This is a genomic window from Glaciimonas sp. PCH181 (assembly GCF_003056055.1).
Taxonomy (GTDB): Bacteria; Pseudomonadota; Gammaproteobacteria; order Burkholderiales; family Burkholderiaceae_D; genus Glaciimonas.
Window position 1 is genome coordinate 902,125 of the sequence record NZ_PYFP01000002.1, and the last position, 24,482, is coordinate 926,606.

The window sequence follows — 24,482 nt, forward strand, 5'->3', positions numbered from 1 at the left end:
ATAAAATTGCTTGTCAAAGTATAGGCTTACTTCCTACATTTAGTGTTCCTGTTGATAGCCTTTGCCGATCTCGCCCCGCCCATCATTTGTTTTTTGAATCAGCTCCATGAATAACTCCGTCAAATGTCTGGCCGCTCAACCATCGAAGCGATTAAGCGCGTCAAGCCTGTTCTCGCCTTTACGCAACGCACCCCCATGACCAACGCCAAACCCAACATTCTGATCCTGTATGCACATCCCAGGCCGCATCGGTCACGCGTCAATCGACGACTTGTGCAGGCCGCCAGCGTCTTGCCGAATGTACACCTCCACGATCTCTACGAAACCTATCCTGACTTCCACATCAATGTGCGCCATGAGCAGGCATTGTTGAAAGACGCCGATCTGGTGATCTTTCAGCATCCGATTCAGTGGTACAGCATGCCCGCTCTGCTCAAACTGTGGGTTGACACCGTGCTCACCCAAGGCTGGGCCTTCGGTCCTGGCGGCGACGCATTGCGCGGTAAAGATTACTGGCTGGTCGCCACCACCGGGGCCAGCGAAGATGCGTATCAAGAAAAGGGCGCCCATCAATGGCCATTTTCTGCGTTTTTGCCGCCGTTTCAACAAACTGCGCAACTATGTGGGATGCACTGGCGAGCGCCGCATATTTTGCATGGCGCGCACAGCGTAGACGAGACCACGCTCGATGCGCATCTGGCGTTATATCAGGAACGACTGACAACCTATCCGCACTGGCCAGAAATGGCGACGTCGGATAGAAATCGGTGACCCGGCAAGATCAAAAAGTCGCAATATAAAGCAGCCCGCATACACGATGCACCACAGCATACATAAGCCAAAACCCCATGGAAAAAAGCCTGTTATTTAACGTATTAATTTATCTGGCTGCCGCCGTTGCCGTGGTTCCAATTGCGAAGCGATTCGGGCTAGGCGCGGTCCTTGGCTACTTGCTCGCGGGAATGGCGATTGGGCCTTGGGGCCTGCGGCTAATTGACGGCGTCGAAAACATCTTGCACTTCTCCGAATTCGGCGTAGTTCTGCTGCTCTTTCTGATCGGACTAGAACTGGAGCCAAAGCGCCTATGGTCACTCAGACGGCCTATTTTTGGTTGGGGTGGCACGCAGGTCGGCGTTGTAACGCTGGCGTTATTCGGTGCAGCTGTCGGCTTCGGGGTCGATTGGAAAACCGCGCTCATCGCCGCGCTAGGCCTGTCTTTATCATCCACCGCCATCGTTCTGGCAACGCTGGCTGAGCGCAAACTAACTGCAACGCCTGCCGGATCGGCCAGTTTTGCGATGCTGCTATTTCAGGATATTGCCGCGATCCCTATGATTGCGATCGTGCCATTATTAGGAGTGGCTGCGGTAAAAGGCAGCAGCGAGGGCTGGCTGGATGCGGGCAAAGCCGTCGCCGTGATCGCCACGCTGATTTTCGGAGGCCGTTTTCTGGTGCGCCCATTAATCCGCATGATCGCCAAAACCGGATTGCGAGAAATCTTCACTGCCTTTGCATTGCTGCTCGTCATTGCGACTGGTTTACTGATGGAATGGATCGGCATGTCGATGGCGCTGGGCGCATTTTTAGCCGGTGTTTTGCTGGCCGACTCGGAATATCGCCACGCGCTGGAAACCGATCTGGAACCATTTAAAGGCTTGCTGCTAGGCTTGTTTTTTATTGCCGTCGGCATGTCGGTCGACTTCGGCGTATTTCTTGCACAACCAGGTTTGGTGCTGGCGTTAGTCGGAGGTTTTTTGTTGATCAAAATAACGACGCTATACGTGTTGGGCAAGTTGTTCAACATTCCTCGCCCGCAACAATTTCTGTTCGCAGTCCTATTGTCTCAAGGCGGTGAATTTGCGTTCGTCGTGTTTGGCGCGGCGGCGGCGGCTAAAATATTTACGCCTGAAACATCCTCCATTCTGGTCGTCGTCGTTGCGCTATCGATGGTCACCACGCCGTTGCTGCTGATTTTTTATGACAAGGTTATTGCCCCCTATTTTGCTGCCGCGCGCAAACGCCCGGATGACGTCATCGACGACAACGAGAACCCGGTCATCATCGCCGGTTTTGGCCGCTTCGGCCAGATTATCGGACGGCTGCTGCTTGCCAACAAAATTGGCCTGACTGTGCTTGATCATGACCCCGATCAAATCGATTTACTGCGCAAATTCGGCCTCAAAGTATTCTACGGCGATGCGACCCGAATCGATTTATTACGCGCTGCTGGCATCGCCAAGGCACGCCTGCTCGTCGTCGCCATTGATGACATTGAGGGCAGTCTGCGATTGATCGCCGCGGTCCGCCATGCCTATCCATTGCTGACCATCGCTGCCCGCGCACGCAACATCACGCACTACTACGATTTAATGGATTTGGGCGTGACGGTCATCGAACGTGAGACCTTCGATTCGGCATTGCAGCTTGGTCGACAAGCTTTGCGGCAACTTGGCTTTGGCGCGTATCAGGCACGTCAGGCAGCGATGAAGTTTCGCACGCACAATCTGCAAACGGTCCACGATATTTATCCCCATCACAAGGATCAACAGCAAATGGTATCGCTGGCAAAACAAGCGCGGCAGGAGCTAGAAGAAATGTTTGCGCATGATCAAATGTTACGCGATGAAGATGCGCCGGACGGCTGGGGCGATGCAGCGCAGGAAGATGAAGCGTCAAAATCTGCATGACATTAAAACAGGTGTAAAACGGGTATAAAACGCACCTAAAATCAGTTGCGTCATTGGGAAGGTCGCAAATTCTTGGCCTCGACAGACGTACTTTGCGGGATTACACTTTGGCGGCAATATATTGCCACTTGGCAACAAAATTAACACAAGGTGCCCGCCAAATATGATGACGATCTTTCACAATTCCCGCTGTTCTTATTCCCGTAAAGCGCTATATAAAGTTGAAGCCATATGCGCTGCCAAACACCTTTTGATGCAAATTATCGATTATCAACTGACCCTTCCGCAGCTACGTTCGCTACAAAAGAAATTAGGTAAATCAGCGGCGCAAATCATTCGTATTAACGACCCAAAATACAGAAATTTGAAGCTATCCGAAGCTAAAAATACGGTTATATTGCAAGCAATAGTTGACTATCCACATCTGCTGCAACGCCCCATTGTGGTTTACCAAAATCGTGCTGTTATGGCTAAGCCAGCGGATTTAGTTGAGACATTATTTTGAAATAACGTGGGCCTGAATGCCGCCAGAATCCTGGAATCGGCAAAAAATGTGCACAGCAGGCCAGCCTAGGTCTAAGTAATTCACTAGAATAAATCTTCTGGCATCGCGGTCCTAAAGAAACCGCGCAAGCAAGAATACCACCGTCGAAATCAGGATCGTCGAAGCAAATGGCAATGAAAATATTCTGCCAAAAAGCTTAAAACGGAAGTCTCCCGGCAAGCGCCCTATCCCTAGCTTTTCCAGCCACGGTAAAGCGCTTGAAAAAACAATTACAGCAATAAAAATCACCAAAACCCAGCGTATCATTTTGTTCTTTCAATGGAAGCTAAGATGAGTGAAGCGACATCAAATACGTCAAATCAGCCGCATCGTTATACCGCTCGCATATTGATGTCATTGTTGACCAACCATTAAAGCCGATGACAGCGGTCATTTCTCGCAAAACGTGCAGGCAAAGTCGCGTTTTTTCCTACCGCCAACACTTTAAACAACTCGCCCATTTCAGCCGGGGATAACAATTTTTGCACTGCATTGGCTTGCGGCAGATAGGCCAACGCATTTTCTGGCGGTGTACGTAGCAACAACTCCGCAATTCCCGCATCCAGCAAAAATGCCGCCTGACAGGTATATCCCAGCACGTCGACACCCCCATTAATCGCCGCTACCGCCATCGCACTGAAATCAACATGCGCGGTCACATCTTGCAAACCCGGCCAATAAAATGGATCGGGATGCGAGTGATGGCGATAATGGCACATCAACGTGCCCTGATCGCGCTGCCCCAAATAATATTCCGAGGCGGGAAATCCATAGTCCAACAACAACGCGACACCACCAGATCCGGCTGCCAGCATCGTCGCCAAGGAATGCATAAATCCAATCGCGACCGGATGGACCTCGGTCAAATAACCGACGCTCAATTGGTCGGCATCAGGAATCTGCATGATTAAAACAGGGTCCGCAGGCCGATCCGCATAGATAAATTGTGGCGCAGCATCAGGATGCGTCGCGTCCGCCAATCCCACGCCGCGTTGTAGCCAGTCCGATTCGCCCCGAACCACCAACTCTACCGGCATCGCATCCAACACCTCATTACCGATCACCACGCCAGAAAAAGCGGCGGGCAAACGGTCCAGCCATTGCACATGCGCAAAGTCACGCAGTTTTAGCTCTTGCCTGGCGCGTAATTCGGCCGACAACTCAACGATGTAATAGGCGTCCAGACTAGACCCGCTAGCTTGCAACTCAGTCAGGATATCAAAGGCCAATTGCCCCGTACCGGCACCAAATTCCAGTATTTGCGCAGCCAACGGCGCATCCGGTGCCGTGATCAGTTCTGTTGCCAATTGCGCGAGTGTTGCGCCAAAAAGCGGCGTAATCTCGGGCGCGGTTGTAAAATCACCGTCTTTACCCAATTTTGCTGCGCCGCCGCTGTAATAGCCGAGGTTAGGCGCGTATAGCGCCAAGTCCATATAATGCGCGAATGAAATCCAGCCATGATGTTGGCGAATCTCGGTAGCGATAAGATTGTGCAGCAGGCCTGAGGCGTGCTGCGCTTCGATAGAAGCTTCAGGTAGTTGCAGTTGCATGGCGATATTGTAGGAGATATCACCGCTTTGATCGCAGCGCCGATGCAATTTTTGACGTAAATCAGCATGCGGCCATCTATTCTGCGACGAAATGTTCGGCAATGTGGCAGTTTTAATCCGATAAATCGCAGCAAAAGCACCACAAGCGACGTAACAAACAAACCACAACGAATGCGAAGTTTATGAGTTCATCCCCCAATCGTCCGACCACCGTTAGCAAAGTAGCGCTGGTTACCGACGCCATCAGTGCGCGCGGTCGCCTGATTTCCGGCGCGCTGGCAACGCAAGGATGGGACCTCGCGCTGCATTATCAGCCAGCCACGAGCGCCATCGATGCAAAGGATGCAACAACTGCACAAGCATCGGCACAAACGTTAGTCAAAGAATACGAATCCTTAGGCCGCCGCGCCTGCGCCATCCCAGCCGATCTGGATAACGAAATCGCAGCCACAGCGCTTATACCGCAGGCAATTGCGGCCTTAGGCAGCTTGTCCTGCGTAATCAACAACGCAGCTATAGTTGAGCAAGATAGCGCCGCCGATTTTTCCGCAGCACAACTAGAACAACACATGCGCCGCAACTTATCGGCACCGCTTTTGCTGACAAAGGCCCTGCACGCCGCCACGCCCGAGGGCAAACAAGCGGTGGTCATTAACCTGCTCGATCAGAAATTATTCAGCCCAGAGCCGGATTTTTTGTCCTATACCCTATCCAAAGCTGCGCTGCAAAGCGCGACCCAGATGCTGGCGCTGGCATATGCTCCAAAATTACGGATAGTCGGGGTTGCCACCCTACGCGAGCTTGATTCCGATCCAACCGAGACAGGACGCAGCCCATTGCCAGCCAGCACAAGCGCCGAAGATCTCGCCGCCAGCATCTGTTTTATTGCTGGCGCCACCGCGATTACCGGCACCACATTGCTGATGGATAGCGGCCAACATTTGCGAGCCCGTTCCGGCAATGCCATCGCCCCTGCCGCTGATCTAGCGGCAATCCGAGCCGCCGAACCGCTATAACAATCAGCATCCATAACCTTTTTTCTTACTGACCGAAACCATGCCATCCGCACTCATCCATCCTGACCTTAGCGACTGCCGCCGCCTATTTCTGCGCAACTACGAAGTGCAGATCAATATCGGCGTCTTTGAATTTGAGAAAAAAGGCGAGCAGCGGGCGCTGATCAACGTCGATCTGTTCATCCCGCTGGCACTTTCCACGCCCACGAATGACCAAATGGATGAAGTCGTAGATTATGATTTCATGCGTAATACCGTCGCCAGACGCATGGAGCAAGGCCATATTCACCTGCAAGAGACACTCTGCGACGACCTTGCCAGCGCCCTGCTAGCCCACCCAAAAGTACGTGCAGTACGCGTCACCACTGAAAAACCGGACGCCTATAGCGACTGTGAATCAGTCGGCGTCGAAGTATTTCGCATCAAACCGCCAACCCCGTTGGAGCCAGCATGAATTCCATCTTAAAAAGTTTTCTCGACCCGAATTTGCTCGATCTGACGCCAGCATCGCCCGCGCCGCAAGCTAGCCCGGAAGTGGTTCCGCCGAGCCTGAAACAGGTTGAAAAAATCGCCCACGAGAACAACAAACTCCACAAACGGCTATGCCGTCAGGTCGGCCAGGCCATCGGCGATTTCAATATGATTGAAGACGGCGACAAAATCATGGTGTGTTTGTCCGGCGGCAAGGATAGTTATGCGCTGCTGGATATCCTGATCACGCTGCGTCAGCGCGCGCCGATCAATTTCGACATCATCGCGGTCAATCTCGACCAAAAGCAACCGAATTTTCCCGCGCACATCTTGCCGGAATACCTGACCAAGCTCGGCGTGGCTTTTCATATCGAAAATCAGGACACTTACAGCATCGTCAAACGCGTCATCCCTGAAGGCAAAACCACCTGCTCGCTATGCTCACGCCTGCGCCGGGGCATTCTTTACCGCGTCGCCACAGAACTCGGCGCAACCAAAGTCGCCCTCGGCCATCACCGTGACGACATCATGGAAACCTTCTTTCTCAACATGTTCTTTGGTGGCAAGCTAAAAAGCATGCCCGCCAAATTACAATCGGACGATGGCAAGCAAATCGTCATCCGCCCGTTAGCTTACGTCAAAGAAGAAGATCTCAGCCGCTACGCAGAGGTCAAACAGTTTCCCATCATCCCTTGCGACCTGTGCGGCAGCCAAGAAAACCTGCAACGCAAACAAATCAAAAACATGCTGCGCGAGTGGGAAAAGAAGCATCCAGGACGGGTCGATAACATCTTCGCCTCGCTCTCCACCGCCGCGCCTTCGCATTTGATGGATCGTAACCTGTTCGACTTCATCGGCCTCAAAGCCACCGGCATCGCCGACCCCAACGGCGATATCGCCTTTGATGACGAGCCTTGTGCGGTCCCCACGTCCACCATCTCCAGCATGATTCCTTTGCAAATGGTGGACTAATCAGCCCTCCACTTGCCCCAACCATGGCTGTGCCCGGCTTTTCACCGTTTAGTCCTTTTTAGACGGTGAATGGCCACATCCTTACTTAACGTAAATTTTCAATTGAAGATGTCATACAGCGCTATATAATCAGAATCGTCCTGCTGAAAGTTGCCCATTGTCAGCGATGACGCAGCATTGGCTTTATTGCAAGATTTGCTACTGAATATCGGAGAAGAAACATATGCCCGCTTCCTATACCCTCAAGAGGGACAGCGACGGACAATTTTATTTCGTGTTGTACGCCGCTAACGGTGAAGTAGTGTTAACCAGTGAAACTTACGCAGCAAAGGCCTCCGCAGAAAACGGCATCGCCTCAGTACAAACCAATAGTTCGCAAGATGATCGTTATAGTCGGAATCAAGCAGCCAACGGCAAGTTTTACTTCAATCTGAAAGCCGCCAACCATCAGGTCATCGGCCACAGTCTGATGTACAGCACCACCGTCGCGCGTGACGTTGCCATTTCCTCGGTCAAAAAAAATGGCCCCACCAATACCGTTATTAACGAAACCTGACGTTCAAGCTTAAGAGGCCATTGGCGGCAGCGATTGCAACAGCACTACGGGGCTACATAAGACAAAAAAACCAGCTTTATGCCCTTTTCGAATGCATAAATATTAAAAAAACAATTTCAAATTGCAACTCTTTGTAAGCTAAGTAATCTTTTTCCCGGAGTAGCCCGTTCTAGACCCACAACATCTATGAGGAGCCTCCATGAATCGCCGTTATGTCCATCGTTTATCCGTGCTCGCCCTGACCGCCGCGGCGACCCTCACGCTTGCCGGATGCGTAGTCGCACCGCCGCCGCAACACGCAGTAACCCACATCGTTCAGTCACCGCCAGCACCACTCTCCGAAGTCATCCCGCCAGCACCTTATCCAGACTCTTACTGGGTTGCCGGACATTGGAAATGGGAAGGCAATCGTTACGTCTGGAATAACGGCCATTGGGAACAAGCCCGCCAAAATCAAGTTTTCCAACATGCGTATTGGAGTAATAACGGCTTCGAATGGATCTACCATCCCGGCCGCTGGGTAGCGCTTGCCCCGGAAAATAACACTCAGGTGATCGTTGCAAACGTCGCGCCGCCACCTCCGCGCGTCGAAATCATCGGCCCGGCACCTACCCCTAACCATGTCTGGATAGGCGGATTCTGGCGCTGGAACAACGGCCAGCATGTCTGGGTCAGCGGTCATTGGGAAGCACGTCGGGACGGCTATTTTTACGCGCCGGGCCATTGGTACAGAAGCGGCAACACCTGGACCTTCTCCGGCGGCTACTGGCAACGCAATTAACTTTTTATAGTCCTGCCGTCTTACCTAACCTCTCATCGTGTCCTGCATACGATGGGAGGTTAATAATTTAAGTGTACAAAAAACATGCAATACAGCGCAGAGAGTGCTACCTTTCTGCCGGCACCCTAATTCTCTTGCGCCCCGGTTTTGCCCTGATTTTTCCCAAGATCGTGCGTAATACAAAAAAATCGCCCGGCAGCCAAAGCGCCCTTTTCATCTGTATCTTTTTAGTCACAGCTTTATTCGCACTAGAAGCTGCGTGCTAGAATTTTCCACCTCTTTTTAAGCAAAGTGCAGTCTATGAACGTCGTCATCCTCGCCGCTGGAATGGGCAAACGCATGCAATCGGCACTGCCTAAAGTGCTCCATCCGCTTGCCGGAAAATCACTATTAGCGCACGTTATCGATACCGCCCGCACCCTATCGCCCACGCGTTTATGCGTCATTTACGGCCATGGCGGCGATGCCGTTCTCAGCCAATTTACTGCCAGTGACCTGGTCTTTGCCAAGCAAGAACCGCAACTTGGCACCGGCCACGCCGTCATGCAAGCAGTACCACAGCTCGATGATGCCGTCCCAACGCTAGTGCTCTACGGCGACGTACCGCTGACATCCAGCGCCGCATTGCAGCGTCTGGTCAGCGCCGCAGGCCAAGACAAACTCGCTATTTTGACTGTCGAGCTAGACGACCCGACCGGCTACGGCCGCATCGTCCGCGACAATGATGGCAAAGGCGATATTGTCAGTATCGTTGAACAAAAAGACGCCACCCCAGCCGAGCGCGCCATCACCGAATGCAACACCGGCATCATGGTCGCGCCGACCGCGCATCTCAAGCAATGGCTAGCTGGTTTATCGAACAACAACGCCCAGGGCGAATATTATCTGACCGATATCGTCGCCAGTGCGGTCGCCGCTGGCACGCCCGTCGTCTCCGCCCAGCCTGACGCCGTATGGGAAACACTAGGCGTCAACAGCAAAGTTCAGCTAGCCGAACTAGAACGCATCCATCAGCGCAGCATCGCCAATCGCCTGCTAGAACAAGGCGTCACGCTATTAGATCCGGCACGGCTGGATGTACGCGGCACGCTGACTTGCGGTCGCGATGTCACGATTGATGTCGGTTGTGTTTTCGAAGGCATCGTCACGCTAGAAGACGGCGTCACCATCAGCGCCAATTGCGTCATCAAAAATGCCCATATCGGCAACAGCGCCAGTATCAAACCGTTCTGTCACATCGAAGACGCAACAGTCGGCGCAGCGTCGCAAATCGGCCCCTATGCGCGTCTGCGTCCCGGCACGACACTTGGCGAAGACGTACATATCGGCAACTTTGTGGAAGTCAAAAATAGCCAGATCGCCGCGCACAGCAAGGCGAATCATTTAGCCTACGTCGGCGACGCCACAGTCGGCTCGCGCGTTAACATTGGTGCAGGCACGATCACCTGCAACTACGACGGCGCAAATAAATCCCGTACCATCATTGAAGATGACGTCTTTATCGGCAGCGATAGCCAACTGGTCGCACCGGTCACCATCGGCAAAGGCGCGACGCTCGGCGCGGGAACCACATTAACCAAAAATGCCCCACCCGGTACACTCACCGTCTCGCGCAGCCGACAAGTCACGATAGAAGGCTGGGTCCGTCCGGTAAAAATCAAGAAATAAATTATGCGTTAAACACTCTGCTGTGTGCATGGTTAGCAGCGCTGACCATGCACCGGGCAGTTTCAACACCTAGTTAAATTACACCGCAATAAATCACACCGCGATACAGGTCTCAAACTTGCTGCGTAAAATCGAAAAATACGCCTTCACGTTACGGACATTCTTCTGCGCAGCAAATAACTGATGCGCCAACGCGTGATACGCCGACATATCTGCCACCTGCACCACCAACACAAAATCCGGCCCCGGCGAGACCCGATAGCATTGCAACACTGACGCCACTTTTGCCACCAGCGCCTCAAATGCCAATTGATGCTCATCGCCCTGATGGTCCAGCGTCACCTCCACCAACGCCGTCAAACCCGCGCCCACCTTTTCTGGCGCAACAATCGCGACCTGGCGCACAATCACACCAAGATCAGTTAAACGCTTCACCCGCCGCAAACAAGTTGGCGCGGACGCATGAACGTGCGCCGCCAACTCTTGGTTAGTTTGCGAGGCATCGGTTTGCAGCGCATTCAAAATGCGACGATCCAGCCCATCCAATACGATATCCATAGCACCAATTGAAATAAATAAACAAAAATTTAATATATATGATGATATATTTCATCAACAAATAACTAAGAAATAATAAATCAAAAAAGTCATCAATGAGTTATTTTATTTCATAGCCTTAAGCATAAGATAATGCATCATCCATCTTTCATGTGAGGCTATCCATGTGCGGTATCGTCGGCGCAGTTGCGCAAAATAATGTCACCCCGATCTTGTTAGAAGGCCTGAAACGCCTCGAATACCGTGGATACGACTCTTGCGGCATCGCGCTGCACGTCAATGGCAAATTGCAACGCTCGCGCAGCACCTCCCGCGTCGCCGATCTGGAAAGTCAAATCAACATTTCGGGATTAGCTGGTTTCACCGGCATCGCCCACACCCGCTGGGCCACCCACGGCGCGCCCGCCACGCATAATGCCCATCCGCATTTTTCTCGCGACCGCATTGCGCTAGTCCACAACGGCATCATCGAAAATCACGACGACCTGCGCACAGAATTGCAAGCTGCCGGCTATATCTTCGAAAGCCAGACCGACACCGAAGTGATCGCCCATCTGGTCGATCACATGTACACCGGCGACCTGTTCGAGACCGTGCAACAAGCCGTCAAACGCCTCACCGGTGCTTACGCAATTGCCGTCTTCAGCGTCGATGAACCGCATCGCGTCGTCGCCGCCCGCCAAGGCTCGCCATTGATCGTCGGCATCGGCGAAGGACAAAATTTTGTCGCCTCCGACGCGATGGCAATCGCTGGCACGACCGATCAGATTATCTATCTCGAAGAAGGTGACGTAGTCGATTTGCAACTGCAACGCGTCTGGATCGTCGACATCGACGGCAAACAAGTTGAGCGCGAAGTTAAAACCGTCCACGCCTACAGCAGCGCGGTAGAACTCGGCCCGTATCAGCACTACATGCAAAAGGAAATTTTTGAGCAGCCACGCGCTATTTCCGACACGCTAGAAGGCGTCACCGCCATCATGCCGGAGCTATTCGGCGACAAAGCCTTTAACATTTTCAAGCAAATTGATTCCGTCCTGATCCTGGCCTGCGGCACCAGCTATTACGCCGGTCTGACCGCAAAATACTGGATCGAATCCGTCGCAAAAATCCCGGTCAACGTCGAAATCGCCAGCGAATACCGCTACCGCGATAGCGTCCCCAACCCTAACGCATTAGTCGTCACCATCACCCAAAGCGGCGAAACCGCCGACACACTAGCCGCACTTAAACACGCACGCGCGCTAGGCATGCTGCACACCCTCACCATCTGCAATGTCGCCACCAGCGCCATGGTGCGTGAATGCGCGCTAGCCTACATCACCCGCGCTGGGGTCGAGGTCGGCGTTGCGTCAACCAAAGCCTTCACCACGCAACTAGTCGGCCTGTTCCTGCTCACGCTAGCACTCGCCCAATCCAAAGGCCGCCTCAGCGACGAGCAAGAACAAACCCAATTAAAAGCCCTGCGCCACCTCCCGGCAGCGCTGCAAAGCGTACTAGCGCTAGAACCACACATCGTCGCCTGGGCAGAAGCCTTCGCCCGCAAAGAAAACGCACTTTTTCTCGGTCGCGGCATGCACTACCCGATCGCGCTTGAAGGCGCATTAAAACTAAAAGAAATTACTTACATCCACGCCGAAGCCTACGCCGCCGGAGAACTCAAACACGGCCCGTTAGCACTAGTCACCGAAGAAATGCCCGTCGTCACGGTAGCCCCCAACGACACCCTGATCGAAAAACTCAAATCCAACATGCAAGAAGTCCGCGCCCGAGGCGGTCAGCTATACGTCTTCGCCGACGCCGACTCCCGCATCAACTCCAGCGAAGGCGTACACGTAATTCGCCTGCCAGAAAACTACGGTTTGCTGTCACCGATTTTGCATGTAGTGCCTTTGCAATTGCTGGCGTATCACACTGCGTTAGCGCGGGGGACAGATGTGGATAAGCCGCGGAATCTGGCTAAGTCTGTGACTGTGGAGTGATTTGGGGGATAAGGGAATCGATTTGTCGCGAACAAATAAAGTCCTACCCCAACGAATAAAGTACTAACCTACAAAATAAAGTCCTATTTTAAAAACTGGATTTGATGAACCAGTAAAATGAATCTATAAAAAATTTGCAGAATTATGTCGCCGTCGCACAAAGCCTTGTTAATCAAAGGCTGGCCCGTTTTTTCTACTTCTTTCATCATGCCGCCAAAAGCGAGCTTATAGAGCAGACATACGGACAGGACGTCCTCAATCTTGTACTTGCCCGTGGGTATCTGATGAAATTGCTGGAGAATCCAACGATAGCACGATGCCTAGCGCAGAAATTTCCAAAACCATTATCGGAATTCGAAGTGCTGGTAAAAACAGCCGCGCTAGAACAGTAATGAAAGCGTCAGTCCCTTGTGTCACTTAAATCGTATTCGTTAAGACTTAACTGCAAATTCGCATTAAAACAGCCACCGATTTGCGTCCCAAAGTAGCCACCAATCAGCGAGCGGCATTGGCAAGTTTCCTCAAAAAATGTTCAATCAGTTCGATACAGGAAACAATAAGCTGTCGGTCGTCGGGTACACCGCGCTCGGCAAACGCCGCTGATATGGTTATTGTTTTTTTCACTCAGCTGCTTTTGGACGGCTTTTCTCGTTTTCGGTCGACGTTACATATGCACCTATACCCCGTCTGCATAGATAGCTCCACGCGCGCCCTCGAAATTTGCAATCAATGTTTCCGCAACTCCCTTGGCCTCGATATAAACTCCTATCTCTTTCGGTGATCCAAGGTCGTTTGATACGGCTGATAGCCAGTTCAAGCTCGTCACCAAAACGAAATCGTCGTCCCATGCCAACATTTTGGCGTGAAGTCGTGGCGTTTCAATCGTTTCGATAGATACGCCAGACTTCGCTGCTTCGTCGATCAGGCCATCCGGCCTGTTTCCCCACATTGCACCGGTCGTGCGGCCAAAATAGACATTTGCTTTCAAGTTGTTTGCGCGTGCACCAGTCATTATTGGTGTAATTACTGACGAATCGGAAACCGGCCCAAGTCGATGACTTGCTGCAAAAATGCGGCGTTTTGCGGTGTCCCGTGCCTCCAGCACAAAATGACCATGCTGCGCGCCTATCACAATACTTGCCTTTGCATTTGCGCGTGGCGATGTTGGTGTGTCCTGAAGTGCCTTGCTTATATTTATAAGTTCTGTCGCGACCGGTGACCAGACCCCATTGTGTGCGACTGATAGCTCAGCAAAATACCTTACTACATCCCGAACAATATGGGGATCGCGAAGCAGTACGGATGCTTCGTAGCTATCAAATCCGGACGTAAACCAATTGCACGATCCGACGACTGCAATGAAACTTCCGCCTTTCCCGGAGTCAGCCACGATTAATTTTGCATGTGACTTTGTCGAAAATGGATAGATTACCAACGCTTCACCAAGATTCTGCACGTCGCGATTCTTTGTCAAATTAGATATACTGGTACGACTAGACACAACATACGGAGTATCTTCGCTTTGCCCCCAGAATACATGGGTCTTCACGCCACGTTTAGCCGCTGAAGTGATTTCGGGCAACCAAGCCAAAACTTTTGCTTCATTAATAAAAGTTGAATGAATAAAAATGCTCTTTTTAGCATTTTCAAAGACATGACTCAAGGCAACTCGATGAGCTTCACCATCAAGCACTAAATCAGTAATATCAAAATGAACCTGGCGTACTTCGGGTACGTCAGACCTTGATGCGAATACCAATCCTGGAACTGGGTAGATGTTTTTCTTAGCAATCTCATTGAGGCTAACTGATCTGGCCGCCTCAACTATTGCCGCACGCAGAGCCGGCATTTCGCGATCAGGTAGCCGGCCCATAATCCCATTCCGGACTGCGACAAGAATATATTTTCTAGAAAATCCCGATGGTTCGGCACTGACAAGTGCCTCGTCGTAATCAAGGAGAGTTTCGTAAAACTCACCTCGATCACAAACCTCGGCCACCGCCTCAGGCTGGATCCAAACAATCACCTCCGTTTTTTCTCGTTCACGCAGTGAATATTCGTCAAAGACATACCATTCATGATTTCTGAATACTCCGCCCTCCACCAGATCAATCGTGAAATTAATTTGTCGGCGTATTCGCTCAAAATTCTTTGGCAGTTCAGATTTACTGGCGTTAGCAAGTCCAAAGGAATTAGCATGAAATGTGATGGTACCTCTTGCCTCTGAAAGATCTACCCAGCCAGCCCTCATAAGTCGAATGATCGCCTCGATAACTACGCGCCTCGGCATCTTTGCCGCCTTGGATAACTCAATTGCCGTCCAATTGCACTTGGCAAGTGCCTCAAGAATCATATGCTCGACGACACTCCACGGCCGTCCTTTGTCCACCACAATACTTGATCGCCCCTTGAGGACAGGAATTGCAACCTGAATCACGCTCATATCAACTTCCCAATAAGGTCAGAGTAAGAAACAACTCGTATGTTTTCGTTCGGGGTTGAAGGCGTGACAACACTCAATAATATTTCAAGAAACTTTGTACGTATGGCCTCCTCAGCAGATTTAGGAGTTTTGTCAATCTTCTTTAGAAACGAAAGACTGCCAACTATAATCAATTTCCATCGTGCTCGGCTCAATAGCACATTCATCCGACGAGGATCGGCAAGGAATCCCAGCCCAGAAGATACATTGCCAAGATTGTTATTTCTAACAAGCGATATGACGACGCAATCTGCCTCGCTACCTTGAAAGGAATCAACGGTACTACAGAACGTCTTCTGCTTTGCGGCACGTGTGAACTGCCTTAGTGCCGCAGGCAATTGGGATCCAGCCTCAGTAATTCCATTTAACTTAGAAACTTGGCGACTATATGGCGAGAGAATTGCCAATGATGGTGGCTTCTTGACACCTGGACTTGCGGCCAGCAGCTTCAGAACCGCCTCAACGGCTTCGAGCTCAAGATCATTACTATATTTTGGGAGGGCCTCGCCAAATTTCATATGCATCGTACCCTGAACAAAAGGCATATCGATCCAAACGATTGGACAATCAGGCAGCTTTCCGGGGTCGAGAGAAATTATTGGTGCCTCTTCGGTTCGAAATTTTTCGGCGCTGTCCTTATCAGTATAAAGCCTCGTTTCATAGAATGCATTGGAAACGACTGTTGCAATTGCGGGGTGCATTCGATGCTGAGCAATTAGCGGTAATGCGATCGGCCTACCGGATTTGCGTAGCTCTTGGCGTTCAAACTCATCCTCGATAATTGTCTCGAATAGTGAGAACGCCCTACTCGCTTTATTGCAAAGTTCCGCGAAAGACTGTTCGCCGGCGGGGGATTCATCGGCCTCGACGTCAGAGAAAATCTCATCAATCGTCGTATCTCTGAACATTCGGCCAATCAAGGGGTCTCCTAGCTTCAGTGCACTCTTGACACCCTTTGGTTTTGCAAGCAAAGCTAAGAGACGCTCGGCACCGAATGGAGGAAGTTGCTTATGGTCTCCAATCATGAGGCGACGATGTGATAAGAGAAGCGGTGAAATCAGTTCACCGCCGGTTGCCTTTCCAGCTTCCTCGACGATTGACCAGTCGAACTGTCCTTTTTCCTCGATCAACCTTCCAAGGTCGCTGGAATTTGTGGTCGCAAACACCATGTTGGCCGCCCTTAGCACTAAACCCTCCAGCGCGCGACGGGATGATTTCGATATTGGAGGAAGAGAGTCCCAGTTTTCCTCGGATCCGTCCAAACCATATGACGTACCAAGTTGATCAATTTGACGCCTTATTTGAGAAGACGACTCAGCATACAAATCGCTTTTCATTAAATCTGATACGAAACGCTTTGTCTGTTGACCGATGTCAAACGGACTAAGCTCGTCTTTCTTTCCTCCGGCTCGACAACGAACAACCAGTGGCTTCACGTCGGCCGGCTGATCGACAAACTCCTCCATTTCATGAAGGAGGTGATCAACCGCATGGTTACTTTGGGCGGAAAGCAAGATACGCGCAGAGCTGTCCTCTGAAATGGAGTAGCGAACCAGCTCACGGACGAGACGGGTCTTTCCCACGCCAGGTGGGCCTTGAATGAGAAACAGGGGCATCGTTTCTATGGTCGCCTTAAACGCATCTTGTTTGGAAGCGTCAAGCTCTAGAAATTGCGCTGACGATGGCGAGGCTTCAACAATGTGCATCACCCGCGATCTCGGGTCAACCAACATTCGTGCCAATTCCCCGTGCTCTGCTAATGCCTTAAAGCTCTTCATTCGTCGCAGGAACTGTTCGTGTGTGCCCACGGAGTCCTCGGAAATCAAGAAGGCCTCTGCAACAGTTGGCGCAGGCTGGTCTCCAAAAAAGATATAGAGCGTCTCGCCCGTTGAAGCGGTTACCGTAGTATGAAATTTCCATTCAGTCTTAGATTCTGAACGGCCTCCCAAAATAGAGGAATCCGTAAGTCTCCAACTTTGTATTCGACTTTCGTCGTGTTCAGTTCGATCTTCAAGAAGAGCGCGCTCTAATCTCACAGCCAAAACGTCGCGCAGCCCTAGCGCCAGCGAAAGCCGGTCACGATTTTCATCTGGTCGCGGCCTTACCGCCAGAATGTTTTGGTGAGCTTGATCTATAACAAAATTGGCGGGTAGCTTGACGATCTCCACGCGAAACAACTCCGAAGCTGAAAACAGATACTCAAGCATTTGCGTCAACGCGAAGGATTTGCGAAGTAATTTTTCCTTACCTGCGCTCGGGGTGACAGGATGCAAATGCTTACGGAGTTCGTCCCAGGATGTAAACCGTTCACGTATTCGATGCGTGTTCGCTTTCATTTCCGACGGGGTCATCAAATTAATGGCTTTGAAGGAAAGCGGCATGGTTTTGATGATTTTGAAAAACAATGGCATAGTGAGATCGGCACGGAAACATGCTGCTGCATCCCAATTTGACGATGTTTTCTCAGGGCCGAAAGTGTAATCTTGCAATTGATAACTAAGGTGCTGACCGCGTAGTACCAAGTTAAATTGATCGGGGAATCCAATAACTCGCTCGGAAATCAAAATTGGATTGAACAGATCCGCTTCAACAAATTCCCTTTGAGAAACCGAATCATCGAGCTCTATCTCGCCTCCAGACGCTTCTCGAATTTTTCGTGCAAGTGGACTTTGTTGGCCGAGAGATACAACTAGACTAAACCTTGGCTCTTTATTTCTGGTGTGTGCGTCGAGCACCGTCAATATCTCGTCTATTCGCATTACTACAAAATGACCATCTACCAATTCGGTAGGAGTGATTTGGAGAAGCTGTCTTACAAACTTAATTTCTTCGATTGTAACGGTCGCTGTAACCTCATGATTTGGGATCGCTCGGTTCTTTATTTTTGCGTTGAGACCTAAAAGGAGGACCGCAAGCTGTCCAAAATCTTGCCAATCTCGGATAAAGGAGTGACCTTCAAGACGTTGTGCATCAGCTTTGCGCGATCCAGGTTTATCATCGGACGAAACAAGTCGCATGGACCATTCGAATCCCGTCAGTTGGAAGTCCGGTTCATTTGTCGCTGCCGTCAATACTGACCAAGTCGATAAATTCCTATGCAGCAGACCTTGAGAATGAAGTATTTCCAGGCCGAGTGCAATCCGCCTTAAATTTCTCCACAGGACGCGACGGTCACGTAAGACAGCCGGTATCGATCGGCGACCATTGGATTCCTCATCTCCTAATAACTTATCAAGGGGACGACGCTGATCGGGGTTTAATACGAGATAGAAGCCAGTCTCATCTTCATGAGTAGTTCGAAGTTCAACAATGTAATCAGATGCACCGGGATGCCCAGTCAAGCGATGCAGTTGCCGAATCTCGTTTCGCCATATATCGCGAACATCGGAGTCATCAGTCCCTGGAACTCTCGGCCATGTTTTTATTAAAACAGGAATATCGTCATTGTCCGTCCCTGCTCTTAGCGAGGCGCCACCCTTTTTGTTCGCCAAAATTAAAGTTTTTTTCTCGAGCACATACTGTTGAAGAAACGTGCTCAGTTGACGAGTCTTCAAATTTAGAGTGGACGACATGATTTTCCTTTTCGCTGCGGACAAATTATGCTGTTCGATCGATTAATATTTTTAATATTCCAGTGGTCATATTCGACCAGACTGTACTCGTTTTCCGGATCGAACGTTTGCGCATGCTGGTCGTCTGAGTACCATATGGGGCGATATCCTACACTTTGCATCCAAGTGAATTCGTTAAGTTTCTCATACACATGAACCGCGTTGAGGTGGCCAAGGGCTATTAGACGGAAAAAGTCCTCCTCTATTACAAATTGCGTAATGAAGGGAACGTCTGCCGGCAGCGGTATCTGTGTTTTTCCGGCATAAGCGGCTATGATTGGTGCCAGCATATTTTCACGCGGCATGTCGTCAGACGCCCATATTTCCAGCCAGACCTTATGTAAGAGCACGGATTCACCTGCCTCACCTATATAAAAAGGCGTCGCCAATATTGGTCGGTCCCAGTCAACGACGCTAGACCGAATCAAGAGATAGAGCGTATTACTCTCGAACACATTGATCTTATCGCTAAAGCTGAGCACGATATGGTCGATCTTCATGTAGCGTGGTATCGGGTTCAACCTTTCATCCATTCTCTTCCTTCTATCCATAATTTTTATATGGCTGCCTGAACTTCCCCCTGAAGTTTAGTATTCCATAGGTGACGTAAAATTACGTTACATTGGAAGAACAAGCAATTAGGATAGAACTTTATTTTGTGTTCTCAGTGTGCGTTCTGCTTTGGCTACTATTTTCAAGATACAACTTCATTTTTTTTGTGCAAAATGGCTAGCGATATGAATCAATGACTTAGATCCCCCTTTAGGATAAAACTTTATTGATCACCAACACGATTGCTATTCCTTGCAATTAAAGTCGAAAACATGAGACCAGCATCGCCCCTTAACATTGATGTCGACGGTACTGGTATTCCTCAGATGTAATTCTAAGCGGCGGCTTCGCTTCACGTAGCTGCCGTTCGCAGATTCAAACAATTCATACTTGGGTGTCGCTTTTTTAATAGCCGGTTTTCAAACTTTGGGAGACCGGGCCTGCCCAAGTCCTGCCAGACAAAGTAGGCTCCTTGGACGTCTGCAATCCACTAGCGATTACGAGCAGTTACGTATCCATGACAGCCGTCGGAACTGCGGCAGACAATCAGGTAAATTGCTCTATCGGCCGGTTACGCGCAAGACTCCATCCTGTAGACAGATTTTCAGCGGTGCCGGTGTCTGCTCTTTGTACTGTGTAGGTCCATAAAATTTCAGTGAAATTTAGTCTAAATTGCTCGGTCGGCATGTCATCTGGATGTGACTGCAACTGAATTTCAGTGACGATGGCGTCGCGCAGCGAAATGGTAATGATATTGGCGGTTTTATCCCCCGAGTTGCGCGCAATATACAGTTTGGTTGGGTTATCTTTGCCTTTACCCAGTGGTTCAGCGCGCAGGCAATATTCGTAAAATTTGATCGACGTCTTGTCGACGTATTTCACTAAGGTGAATTCAGTGACCTCCGGCCGGCCCGAGGTACGTGCCGAGTTGTTGACGTCGGTGGTAGTCTGCTGCTTAATGCCTTGATGCATCGAGACCAACTCCAGGCATGGGCCAAGCTTGAGAACAGAATCACGCCATACGTTATCGATCAAACTGCCACCATTGTTCCAACTGTTGTCACCACCGAATATTTCCGGGCTTCCTGGCTGCAATAGAATTAGATCCACGTTGATTCCCTCTGAATATAGTTATTTATGCAGTCAGTTATCCTACATCATTATTTGGGGCTTCCTCAGCGCTAAATCAGCTTTCAAGGGGATTGAATTACAGAGTTGTAAGGTGACCGTCTGCAGCGTAACATCGTCTAGACACCTATCAAACTATCGCTGCATGACTTCCTTTCCCCCAAGCCTGTAGGCTGCAGGAAAGTTTAGCAAAATGCCCTCGGCATCGAGCGCAAGAGCTGCGCAAAATTACGGCGGCCATCTTCCGCCTAATCAGGCCATCGGCGCACTATCAATCGTTAAGCGCTATGTCGGCGGGCATATCGTTGTAGCCGACTTTTAACCGCCGGTGCCGATGCGCTCGGCTTGATTGACTTGCACGCCAAACGCTTGCCCCCGCACACTTCCAATCCACCTCGCGCCATCTACCCGCCTGAAAAGCGAACCTTAAGTGCAATATCGGCCGCAGCCTTCCTCAGCAGACTTTGATCAGACGAAACGATGAACGCGGTCGCTCCGCGTGCAAGAAATGGTGCGACTTCCTCGGGACTATCGATCATCACCCAAACGGGTTTGTTTTGTCGACGTGCGGCATCGAAAATGCGATCAACTGCCTGGACGACGATTTGATCATTGCGGCTGGGGGCGTTGAATGCTACGGTCAGGTCGCCCCTACCGATAAAGACCGCGTCCAGCCCGTCTACAGCCAAGATGTCAGCAACGTTATCCAAGGCGGCGGGGTCTTCGATCATCGCAATTACGGCGATGCTGGCGTCCGAGGCGTCGATTTGGCTCCACATCGCATTGGCACCATATCCACCCGCGCGCGTGACCCCTGAAAAACCACGGTGACCATTTCGATATCTGCATGCAGCCACGAGTGCGCGAGCATCCTCAGCAGTGTTGACATGCGGCGCGAGTATTCCTGCGGCCCCACAATCTAGCGCTGAAAGAATCGCGTCCGATCGCAGTTGCGGTACACGCACGATTCCGGGAATGTTAGCGGCACGGGATGCGAGCAAGCTCATATTGATGGCCGCCCTGTCGAAGACACCGTGTTCCTGGTCGATCACAACAAAATCAAATCCAACACCGCCGAAGATTTCGACCGAGGACGGATCCGTGAATTTCACGAAGCTGCCTCTCATTAAATCGTGTCGGTTAACACGTTCGCGAAGACTGGATACGCGGGCTTGTGCTGACATAGGTTTTTCTCCGAATTCTCAAGTTTACTCGTCTCACGAGAGGTAAGCCATCATGCCAACGTTACAGTGCGCCCTTTATATTCTGAGCCACATCTGATTCCGCTGAAACATATCTCATGGCGTTACGCCCGCGCGAGTATTACTGCAATTGCTGACATAATCCTCAACTTGCTAATCCTCTTGAACCATCAGAAGGTCGATTTGATCGCCATATTTCTCAATATGATCCATCAAGGGCTGAACATTTGGAGGACGTTGTCCCGCTGCTGCAAATGGAATGACTTGGCGGACAAAGCTGAAGAGTTTTCCCGTGCTGGATCCAAGTGGCGCACCGCCCCGTAGTTCGACCGCCTGCGCCGCGACCATTAATTCCATCGTGATGATTGATCTGCCAAGCAAACAAAGCTCAGCCGCTTTTCGGGCGCCGAGGGCGGCCAAAGATGCGCGATCCATTACCCCATTGGAGTGACTGGAACTTGCAAGTTCACCCGTAACGGGCGCCGTGAGAAGGCGCGCTTCGGAGGTGATCGCTTTATGGAACAGGGCGACACCATTAAAACCGGGAGTACCCACACCATCTTCTTCGATCAGACCTGCTGCCAAGCCGGACCAAGTGACATCCACCAACTTGGCAACCCGTTCGGTCGAGCTAGTGACAAGGGGGGCGAATACCAACCGCGCCACATCGAGCGCCATGCACAGCGCCACCATATCGAAATTAGCAACGGCAGCTAAGTCATTGTCCTCAATAGAAAAAACCGGGTTGCCCTGACTGGCGTTAAGCTCTAATGAGATTTGCTTCAGAGCGAACTTTAAATTATCGTGCGCGGTGCCCTGCACCATCGGTAAAGAACGGAAGCACAACGGATCCTGATGATTTCGCGGCCCGCCTTTTTCCAAAATGTAGCTACCTTCCAGATACTGCCGGATAGCACGGCCTTGGGCGCGCAAGCCTTCCTGTGGACGAGAATCCAGAGCGATCGTCGACACGATGGAAGGATTTGCGGCATAGGCTTCCATGCTCAGAGCGCTGACAAGGGTGGAAAACCGCAGCAAATGATCAAGGTCCATTGCAGCCAACGCTGCCAATGCCGTCGACATTGCGCTGGAGTTGAGCAGAGCCAGTGCTTCTCCCGCCAGGAGTTCTACTTCCCCAAACAAGGCTAAAGCAAGATCCGACATAGACGACATGTCGCTTTGGCCCATTGATCCCCAAACATGCATCGCAACGGACCTGTTTGAATTGAGCGCGTCGACGATTACCTGCGCCAACAATGGCCGCACGCCCGTTCGTCCGCTAGCGAGCGAATTGAGTAACACCAACATGGTCGCCCGCACGACTTCATGGCTTGCAAGCGGACCATGCCCCGCATTGTGAACTTGTAGCAAGCGCCGATTGAATTCCGCCGCATCGGCTTGACTAATGTTTGACGACGTTTTCGGGCCAACGCTGGTGGTCGCACCGTAGATCCGTTCACCACGCGCAATGGCGGCTTCCAGAACCTGGCGTCCAAGTTGCATTCTTTCAACTGTCTGAGGATTGATGGCAACCTTGCTCCCTTGCCTCGCTACCGCGACGATCTCGTTCAACGTCATGTTGAAACCGGTAATCTCGACAATTGCCCCTATGGAATCAATGAACATTTGCATGCCTTTCTCATTCTTGTAAATCTGAACCGTGACACTAGATTAAGCGCTGCACACGGCATAGCCGCCAGCTGACTAGCTTGGAAAATGAGAGTATCGTAGCGGCGCGGGAACAACAAGCCGAAATCCACACTGTTTCATTGGCTGGAATGATGAGCTGAAACGTGTAGACTTTGCAGCGTTTACGACAATACCGTCAGCCGCGCAAAATTATCATTCGGAACCCTTGAATCATGGCATTCACCCCAGTCGAAGCGGTCATCAAGGCGCTTAACATCTTGGTTGAACTCAATCGCGGCGGACTGGAAACCGTTGGCGGACTGCACGCCAAAACCGGCATTCCGAAGCCAACCATCGTGCGTTTATTGCAGACACTCATTGCTGCCGGTTATGTGAATCAGGATAAGAAATTGCGCGGGTATCATGTCACTTCCGCCACCAAACAATTGAGCTCCGGGTTTCACGGTGCGCCCAAAGTCATTGAAATTGCCCGGCCATTTGCAGACAAATTGACGAAAGAGCTTTTGTGGCCTGCCGCGATTTGCACGCTCGATTTCGACGCAGTGGTAATCAATTACAGCACGATACCGGATAGCCCGATCTCACCGTTCCATGCGTCGCTGGGACGGCGCCTGAGTTTGGCCGGAAGAGCACTCGGACTGGCATACCTATGCTTCTGTCCGCCAAGCGAACAGATCATTTTGCGAAATTTGATGAGAGCATCCGATGATCCGGAAAACAATCGAATGGACGACAACACTTTCGAGGCCATTCTTGCTCGCGCGCAAGCCGATGGTTTCGCGGAGCGTAGCCCAGAACTTGAACCTCGGACCTCCGGCACAATTGCCATGCCGATCAAATCAGGGGATCGCGTATTAGCGACCATTGGCATTACCTATTTCAAATCTGCCTTGAAACCAAACTCCCGAAGTACAGCGCATATTGAACCAATACAGCCGGTGAACTCTGGATTTTTTCCACCGCAAAGCGTTGATCGCATGGCCCTTATTGAGGCCCTGCGTTCCGTAGTCGCCCAGATCGAATCCGAGCTTGCCAGTTAATTGCGTATCAGAGTTGATATCCCGCTTCCGCT

General features: G+C 51.0%; 21 protein-coding genes. 12 read left to right on the forward strand and 9 right to left on the reverse strand.

What is annotated here, in order from left to right; translation table 11 throughout:
* Positions 1 to 123 precede the first annotated feature (123 nt).
* The 3 genes from C7W93_RS17260 to C7W93_RS17270 all read left to right on the forward strand — a co-directional run bounded on the left by C7W93_RS17260 (position 124) and on the right by C7W93_RS17270 (position 3,192).
* Entirely contained in the window at positions 124 to 771 is a 648-nt protein-coding gene (locus C7W93_RS17260; RefSeq protein WP_225869918.1) for an NAD(P)H-dependent oxidoreductase, read from the forward strand.
* Positions 772 to 848: 77 nt separating this feature from the next.
* Entirely contained in the window at positions 849 to 2,687 is a 1,839-nt protein-coding gene (kefC, locus tag C7W93_RS17265) for a glutathione-regulated potassium-efflux system protein KefC (protein ID WP_108441507.1), read from the forward strand.
* A 163-nt stretch (positions 2,688 to 2,850) separates the two neighbouring features.
* Positions 2,851 to 3,192 carry an ArsC/Spx/MgsR family protein gene (locus tag C7W93_RS17270; protein WP_108441508.1) on the forward strand — a complete coding sequence of 114 codons (342 nt, stop codon included), beginning with the start codon at positions 2,851 to 2,853 and terminating at the stop codon, positions 3,190 to 3,192.
* Between the two features lie 111 nt (positions 3,193 to 3,303).
* Here C7W93_RS17270 and C7W93_RS17275 read toward each other — a convergent pair whose 3' ends face one another.
* Both C7W93_RS17275 and C7W93_RS17280 read right to left on the reverse strand, forming a co-directional pair.
* Positions 3,304 to 3,498: a DUF2905 domain-containing protein gene (locus tag C7W93_RS17275; protein WP_108441509.1), complete on the reverse strand. Its 195-nt coding sequence runs from the start codon at positions 3,496 to 3,498 to the stop codon at positions 3,304 to 3,306.
* A 104-nt stretch (positions 3,499 to 3,602) separates the two neighbouring features.
* The gene (locus C7W93_RS17280) at positions 3,603 to 4,781 is read right to left on the reverse strand and encodes a class I SAM-dependent methyltransferase (RefSeq protein ID WP_108442190.1); all 1,179 of its coding nucleotides are present in this window, start codon (positions 4,779 to 4,781) and stop codon (positions 3,603 to 3,605) included.
* A 182-nt stretch (positions 4,782 to 4,963) separates the two neighbouring features.
* Here C7W93_RS17280 and C7W93_RS17285 point away from each other — a divergent pair, with 182 nt between their 5' ends.
* The 6 genes from C7W93_RS17285 to glmU all read left to right on the forward strand — a co-directional run bounded on the left by C7W93_RS17285 (position 4,964) and on the right by glmU (position 10,245).
* Entirely contained in the window at positions 4,964 to 5,797 is an 834-nt protein-coding gene (locus tag C7W93_RS17285; protein WP_108441510.1) for an SDR family NAD(P)-dependent oxidoreductase, read from the forward strand.
* A gap of 40 nt (positions 5,798 to 5,837) precedes the next feature.
* Positions 5,838 to 6,251 carry a dihydroneopterin aldolase gene (locus C7W93_RS17290; RefSeq protein ID WP_108441511.1) on the forward strand — a complete coding sequence of 138 codons (414 nt, stop codon included), beginning with the start codon at positions 5,838 to 5,840 and terminating at the stop codon, positions 6,249 to 6,251.
* Positions 6,248 to 7,240 (forward strand): tRNA 2-thiocytidine(32) synthetase TtcA, encoded by a 993-nt coding sequence (ttcA, locus tag C7W93_RS17295; protein WP_108441512.1) that lies wholly within the window; start codon positions 6,248 to 6,250, stop codon positions 7,238 to 7,240. The genes C7W93_RS17290 and ttcA overlap by 4 nt, the downstream gene beginning before the upstream one ends.
* A 223-nt stretch (positions 7,241 to 7,463) precedes the next feature.
* A complete protein-coding gene (locus tag C7W93_RS17300) occupies positions 7,464 to 7,796 on the forward strand; it encodes a YegP family protein (protein WP_108441513.1) in 333 nt (110 codons plus the stop codon).
* Positions 7,797 to 7,995: 199 nt separating this feature from the next.
* A complete protein-coding gene (locus C7W93_RS17305) occupies positions 7,996 to 8,577 on the forward strand; it encodes a YXWGXW repeat-containing protein (protein WP_108441514.1) in 582 nt (193 codons plus the stop codon).
* Positions 8,578 to 8,877: 300 nt separating this feature from the next.
* The gene (glmU, locus tag C7W93_RS17310) at positions 8,878 to 10,245 is read left to right on the forward strand and encodes a bifunctional UDP-N-acetylglucosamine diphosphorylase/glucosamine-1-phosphate N-acetyltransferase GlmU (protein ID WP_108441515.1); all 1,368 of its coding nucleotides are present in this window, start codon (positions 8,878 to 8,880) and stop codon (positions 10,243 to 10,245) included.
* Between the two features lie 93 nt (positions 10,246 to 10,338).
* Here the strand turns inward: glmU and C7W93_RS17315 are convergent, their stop codons facing one another.
* Positions 10,339 to 10,803, reverse strand: coding sequence for an Lrp/AsnC family transcriptional regulator (locus C7W93_RS17315; RefSeq protein ID WP_108441516.1), 465 nt, complete (start codon positions 10,801 to 10,803; stop codon positions 10,339 to 10,341).
* 164 nt (positions 10,804 to 10,967) lie between these two features.
* On the opposite strand from C7W93_RS17315, the gene glmS reads away from it, so the two are divergent.
* Complete coding sequence (glmS, locus tag C7W93_RS17320) at positions 10,968 to 12,785, forward strand: glutamine--fructose-6-phosphate transaminase (isomerizing) (RefSeq protein ID WP_108441517.1); 1,818 nt, start codon at positions 10,968 to 10,970, stop codon at positions 12,783 to 12,785.
* A gap of 676 nt (positions 12,786 to 13,461) precedes the next feature.
* Here glmS and C7W93_RS17325 read toward each other — a convergent pair.
* From C7W93_RS17325 to C7W93_RS17340, 4 genes are all read right to left on the reverse strand, one after another.
* Entirely contained in the window at positions 13,462 to 15,228 is a 1,767-nt protein-coding gene (locus C7W93_RS17325; protein ID WP_108441518.1) for a phospholipase D-like domain-containing protein, read from the reverse strand.
* Positions 15,225 to 18,839 (reverse strand): AAA domain-containing protein, encoded by a 3,615-nt coding sequence (locus C7W93_RS17330; RefSeq protein WP_108441519.1) that lies wholly within the window; start codon positions 18,837 to 18,839, stop codon positions 15,225 to 15,227. The genes C7W93_RS17325 and C7W93_RS17330 overlap by 4 nt, the downstream gene beginning before the upstream one ends.
* A complete protein-coding gene (locus C7W93_RS17335; protein WP_108441520.1) occupies positions 18,824 to 19,411 on the reverse strand; it encodes a hypothetical protein in 588 nt (195 codons plus the stop codon). The genes C7W93_RS17330 and C7W93_RS17335 overlap by 16 nt, the downstream gene beginning before the upstream one ends.
* Before the next feature lie 565 nt (positions 19,412 to 19,976).
* Positions 19,977 to 20,540, reverse strand: a complete 564-nt coding sequence (locus C7W93_RS17340) for a type VI secretion system tube protein Hcp (protein WP_225869919.1) — start codon at positions 20,538 to 20,540, stop codon at positions 19,977 to 19,979.
* 211 nt (positions 20,541 to 20,751) lie between these two features.
* Here C7W93_RS17340 and C7W93_RS25305 point away from each other — a divergent pair, with 211 nt between their 5' ends.
* Positions 20,752 to 20,880 carry a hypothetical protein gene (locus C7W93_RS25305; RefSeq protein WP_255419196.1) on the forward strand — a complete coding sequence of 43 codons (129 nt, stop codon included), beginning with the start codon at positions 20,752 to 20,754 and terminating at the stop codon, positions 20,878 to 20,880.
* An 82-nt stretch (positions 20,881 to 20,962) separates the two neighbouring features.
* Here C7W93_RS25305 and C7W93_RS17345 read toward each other — a convergent pair whose 3' ends face one another.
* Positions 20,963 to 21,742 (reverse strand): HpcH/HpaI aldolase/citrate lyase family protein, encoded by a 780-nt coding sequence (locus C7W93_RS17345; protein WP_108441521.1) that lies wholly within the window; start codon positions 21,740 to 21,742, stop codon positions 20,963 to 20,965.
* 171 nt (positions 21,743 to 21,913) lie between these two features.
* Positions 21,914 to 23,392, reverse strand: a complete 1,479-nt coding sequence (locus C7W93_RS17350) for an aromatic amino acid ammonia-lyase (RefSeq protein ID WP_108441522.1) — start codon at positions 23,390 to 23,392, stop codon at positions 21,914 to 21,916.
* Between the two features lie 230 nt (positions 23,393 to 23,622).
* On the opposite strand from C7W93_RS17350, the gene C7W93_RS17355 reads away from it, so the two are divergent.
* The gene (locus C7W93_RS17355) at positions 23,623 to 24,450 is read left to right on the forward strand and encodes a helix-turn-helix domain-containing protein (protein WP_108441523.1); all 828 of its coding nucleotides are present in this window, start codon (positions 23,623 to 23,625) and stop codon (positions 24,448 to 24,450) included.
* Positions 24,451 to 24,482: the final 32 nt, after the last annotated feature.

Excerpts from the sequence above, each read along its gene's own strand:
- C7W93_RS17290 (WP_108441511.1), top strand. The coding sequence starts at position 5,838 with ATGCCATCCGCACTCATCCATCCTGACCTTAGCGACTGCCGCCGCCTA.
- C7W93_RS17300 (WP_108441513.1), top strand. The coding sequence starts at position 7,464 with ATGCCCGCTTCCTATACCCTCAAGAGGGACAGCGACGGACAATTTTAT.
- C7W93_RS17280 (WP_108442190.1), bottom strand. The coding sequence starts at position 4,781 with ATGCAACTGCAACTACCTGAAGCTTCTATCGAAGCGCAGCACGCCTCA.
- C7W93_RS17315 (WP_108441516.1), bottom strand. The coding sequence starts at position 10,803 with ATGGATATCGTATTGGATGGGCTGGATCGTCGCATTTTGAATGCGCTG.
- ttcA (WP_108441512.1), top strand. The coding sequence starts at position 6,248 with ATGAATTCCATCTTAAAAAGTTTTCTCGACCCGAATTTGCTCGATCTG.
- C7W93_RS17335 (WP_108441520.1), bottom strand. The coding sequence starts at position 19,411 with ATGGATGAAAGGTTGAACCCGATACCACGCTACATGAAGATCGACCAT.
- C7W93_RS17285 (WP_108441510.1), top strand. The coding sequence starts at position 4,964 with ATGAGTTCATCCCCCAATCGTCCGACCACCGTTAGCAAAGTAGCGCTG.
- C7W93_RS17305 (WP_108441514.1), top strand. The coding sequence starts at position 7,996 with ATGAATCGCCGTTATGTCCATCGTTTATCCGTGCTCGCCCTGACCGCC.
- C7W93_RS17355 (WP_108441523.1), top strand. The coding sequence starts at position 23,623 with ATGGCATTCACCCCAGTCGAAGCGGTCATCAAGGCGCTTAACATCTTG.
- kefC (WP_108441507.1), top strand. The coding sequence starts at position 849 with ATGGAAAAAAGCCTGTTATTTAACGTATTAATTTATCTGGCTGCCGCC.
- C7W93_RS17345 (WP_108441521.1), bottom strand. The coding sequence starts at position 21,742 with ATGTCAGCACAAGCCCGCGTATCCAGTCTTCGCGAACGTGTTAACCGA.
- glmS (WP_108441517.1), top strand. The coding sequence starts at position 10,968 with ATGTGCGGTATCGTCGGCGCAGTTGCGCAAAATAATGTCACCCCGATC.
- glmU (WP_108441515.1), top strand. The coding sequence starts at position 8,878 with ATGAACGTCGTCATCCTCGCCGCTGGAATGGGCAAACGCATGCAATCG.
- C7W93_RS17325 (WP_108441518.1), bottom strand. The coding sequence starts at position 15,228 with ATGAGCGTGATTCAGGTTGCAATTCCTGTCCTCAAGGGGCGATCAAGT.
- C7W93_RS17275 (WP_108441509.1), bottom strand. The coding sequence starts at position 3,498 with ATGATACGCTGGGTTTTGGTGATTTTTATTGCTGTAATTGTTTTTTCA.
- C7W93_RS25305 (WP_255419196.1), top strand. The coding sequence starts at position 20,752 with ATGCCCTCGGCATCGAGCGCAAGAGCTGCGCAAAATTACGGCGGCCAT.
- C7W93_RS17330 (WP_108441519.1), bottom strand. The coding sequence starts at position 18,839 with ATGTCGTCCACTCTAAATTTGAAGACTCGTCAACTGAGCACGTTTCTT.
- C7W93_RS17260 (WP_225869918.1), top strand. The coding sequence starts at position 124 with ATGTCTGGCCGCTCAACCATCGAAGCGATTAAGCGCGTCAAGCCTGTT.
- C7W93_RS17270 (WP_108441508.1), top strand. The coding sequence starts at position 2,851 with ATGATGACGATCTTTCACAATTCCCGCTGTTCTTATTCCCGTAAAGCG.
- C7W93_RS17350 (WP_108441522.1), bottom strand. The coding sequence starts at position 23,392 with ATGCAAATGTTCATTGATTCCATAGGGGCAATTGTCGAGATTACCGGT.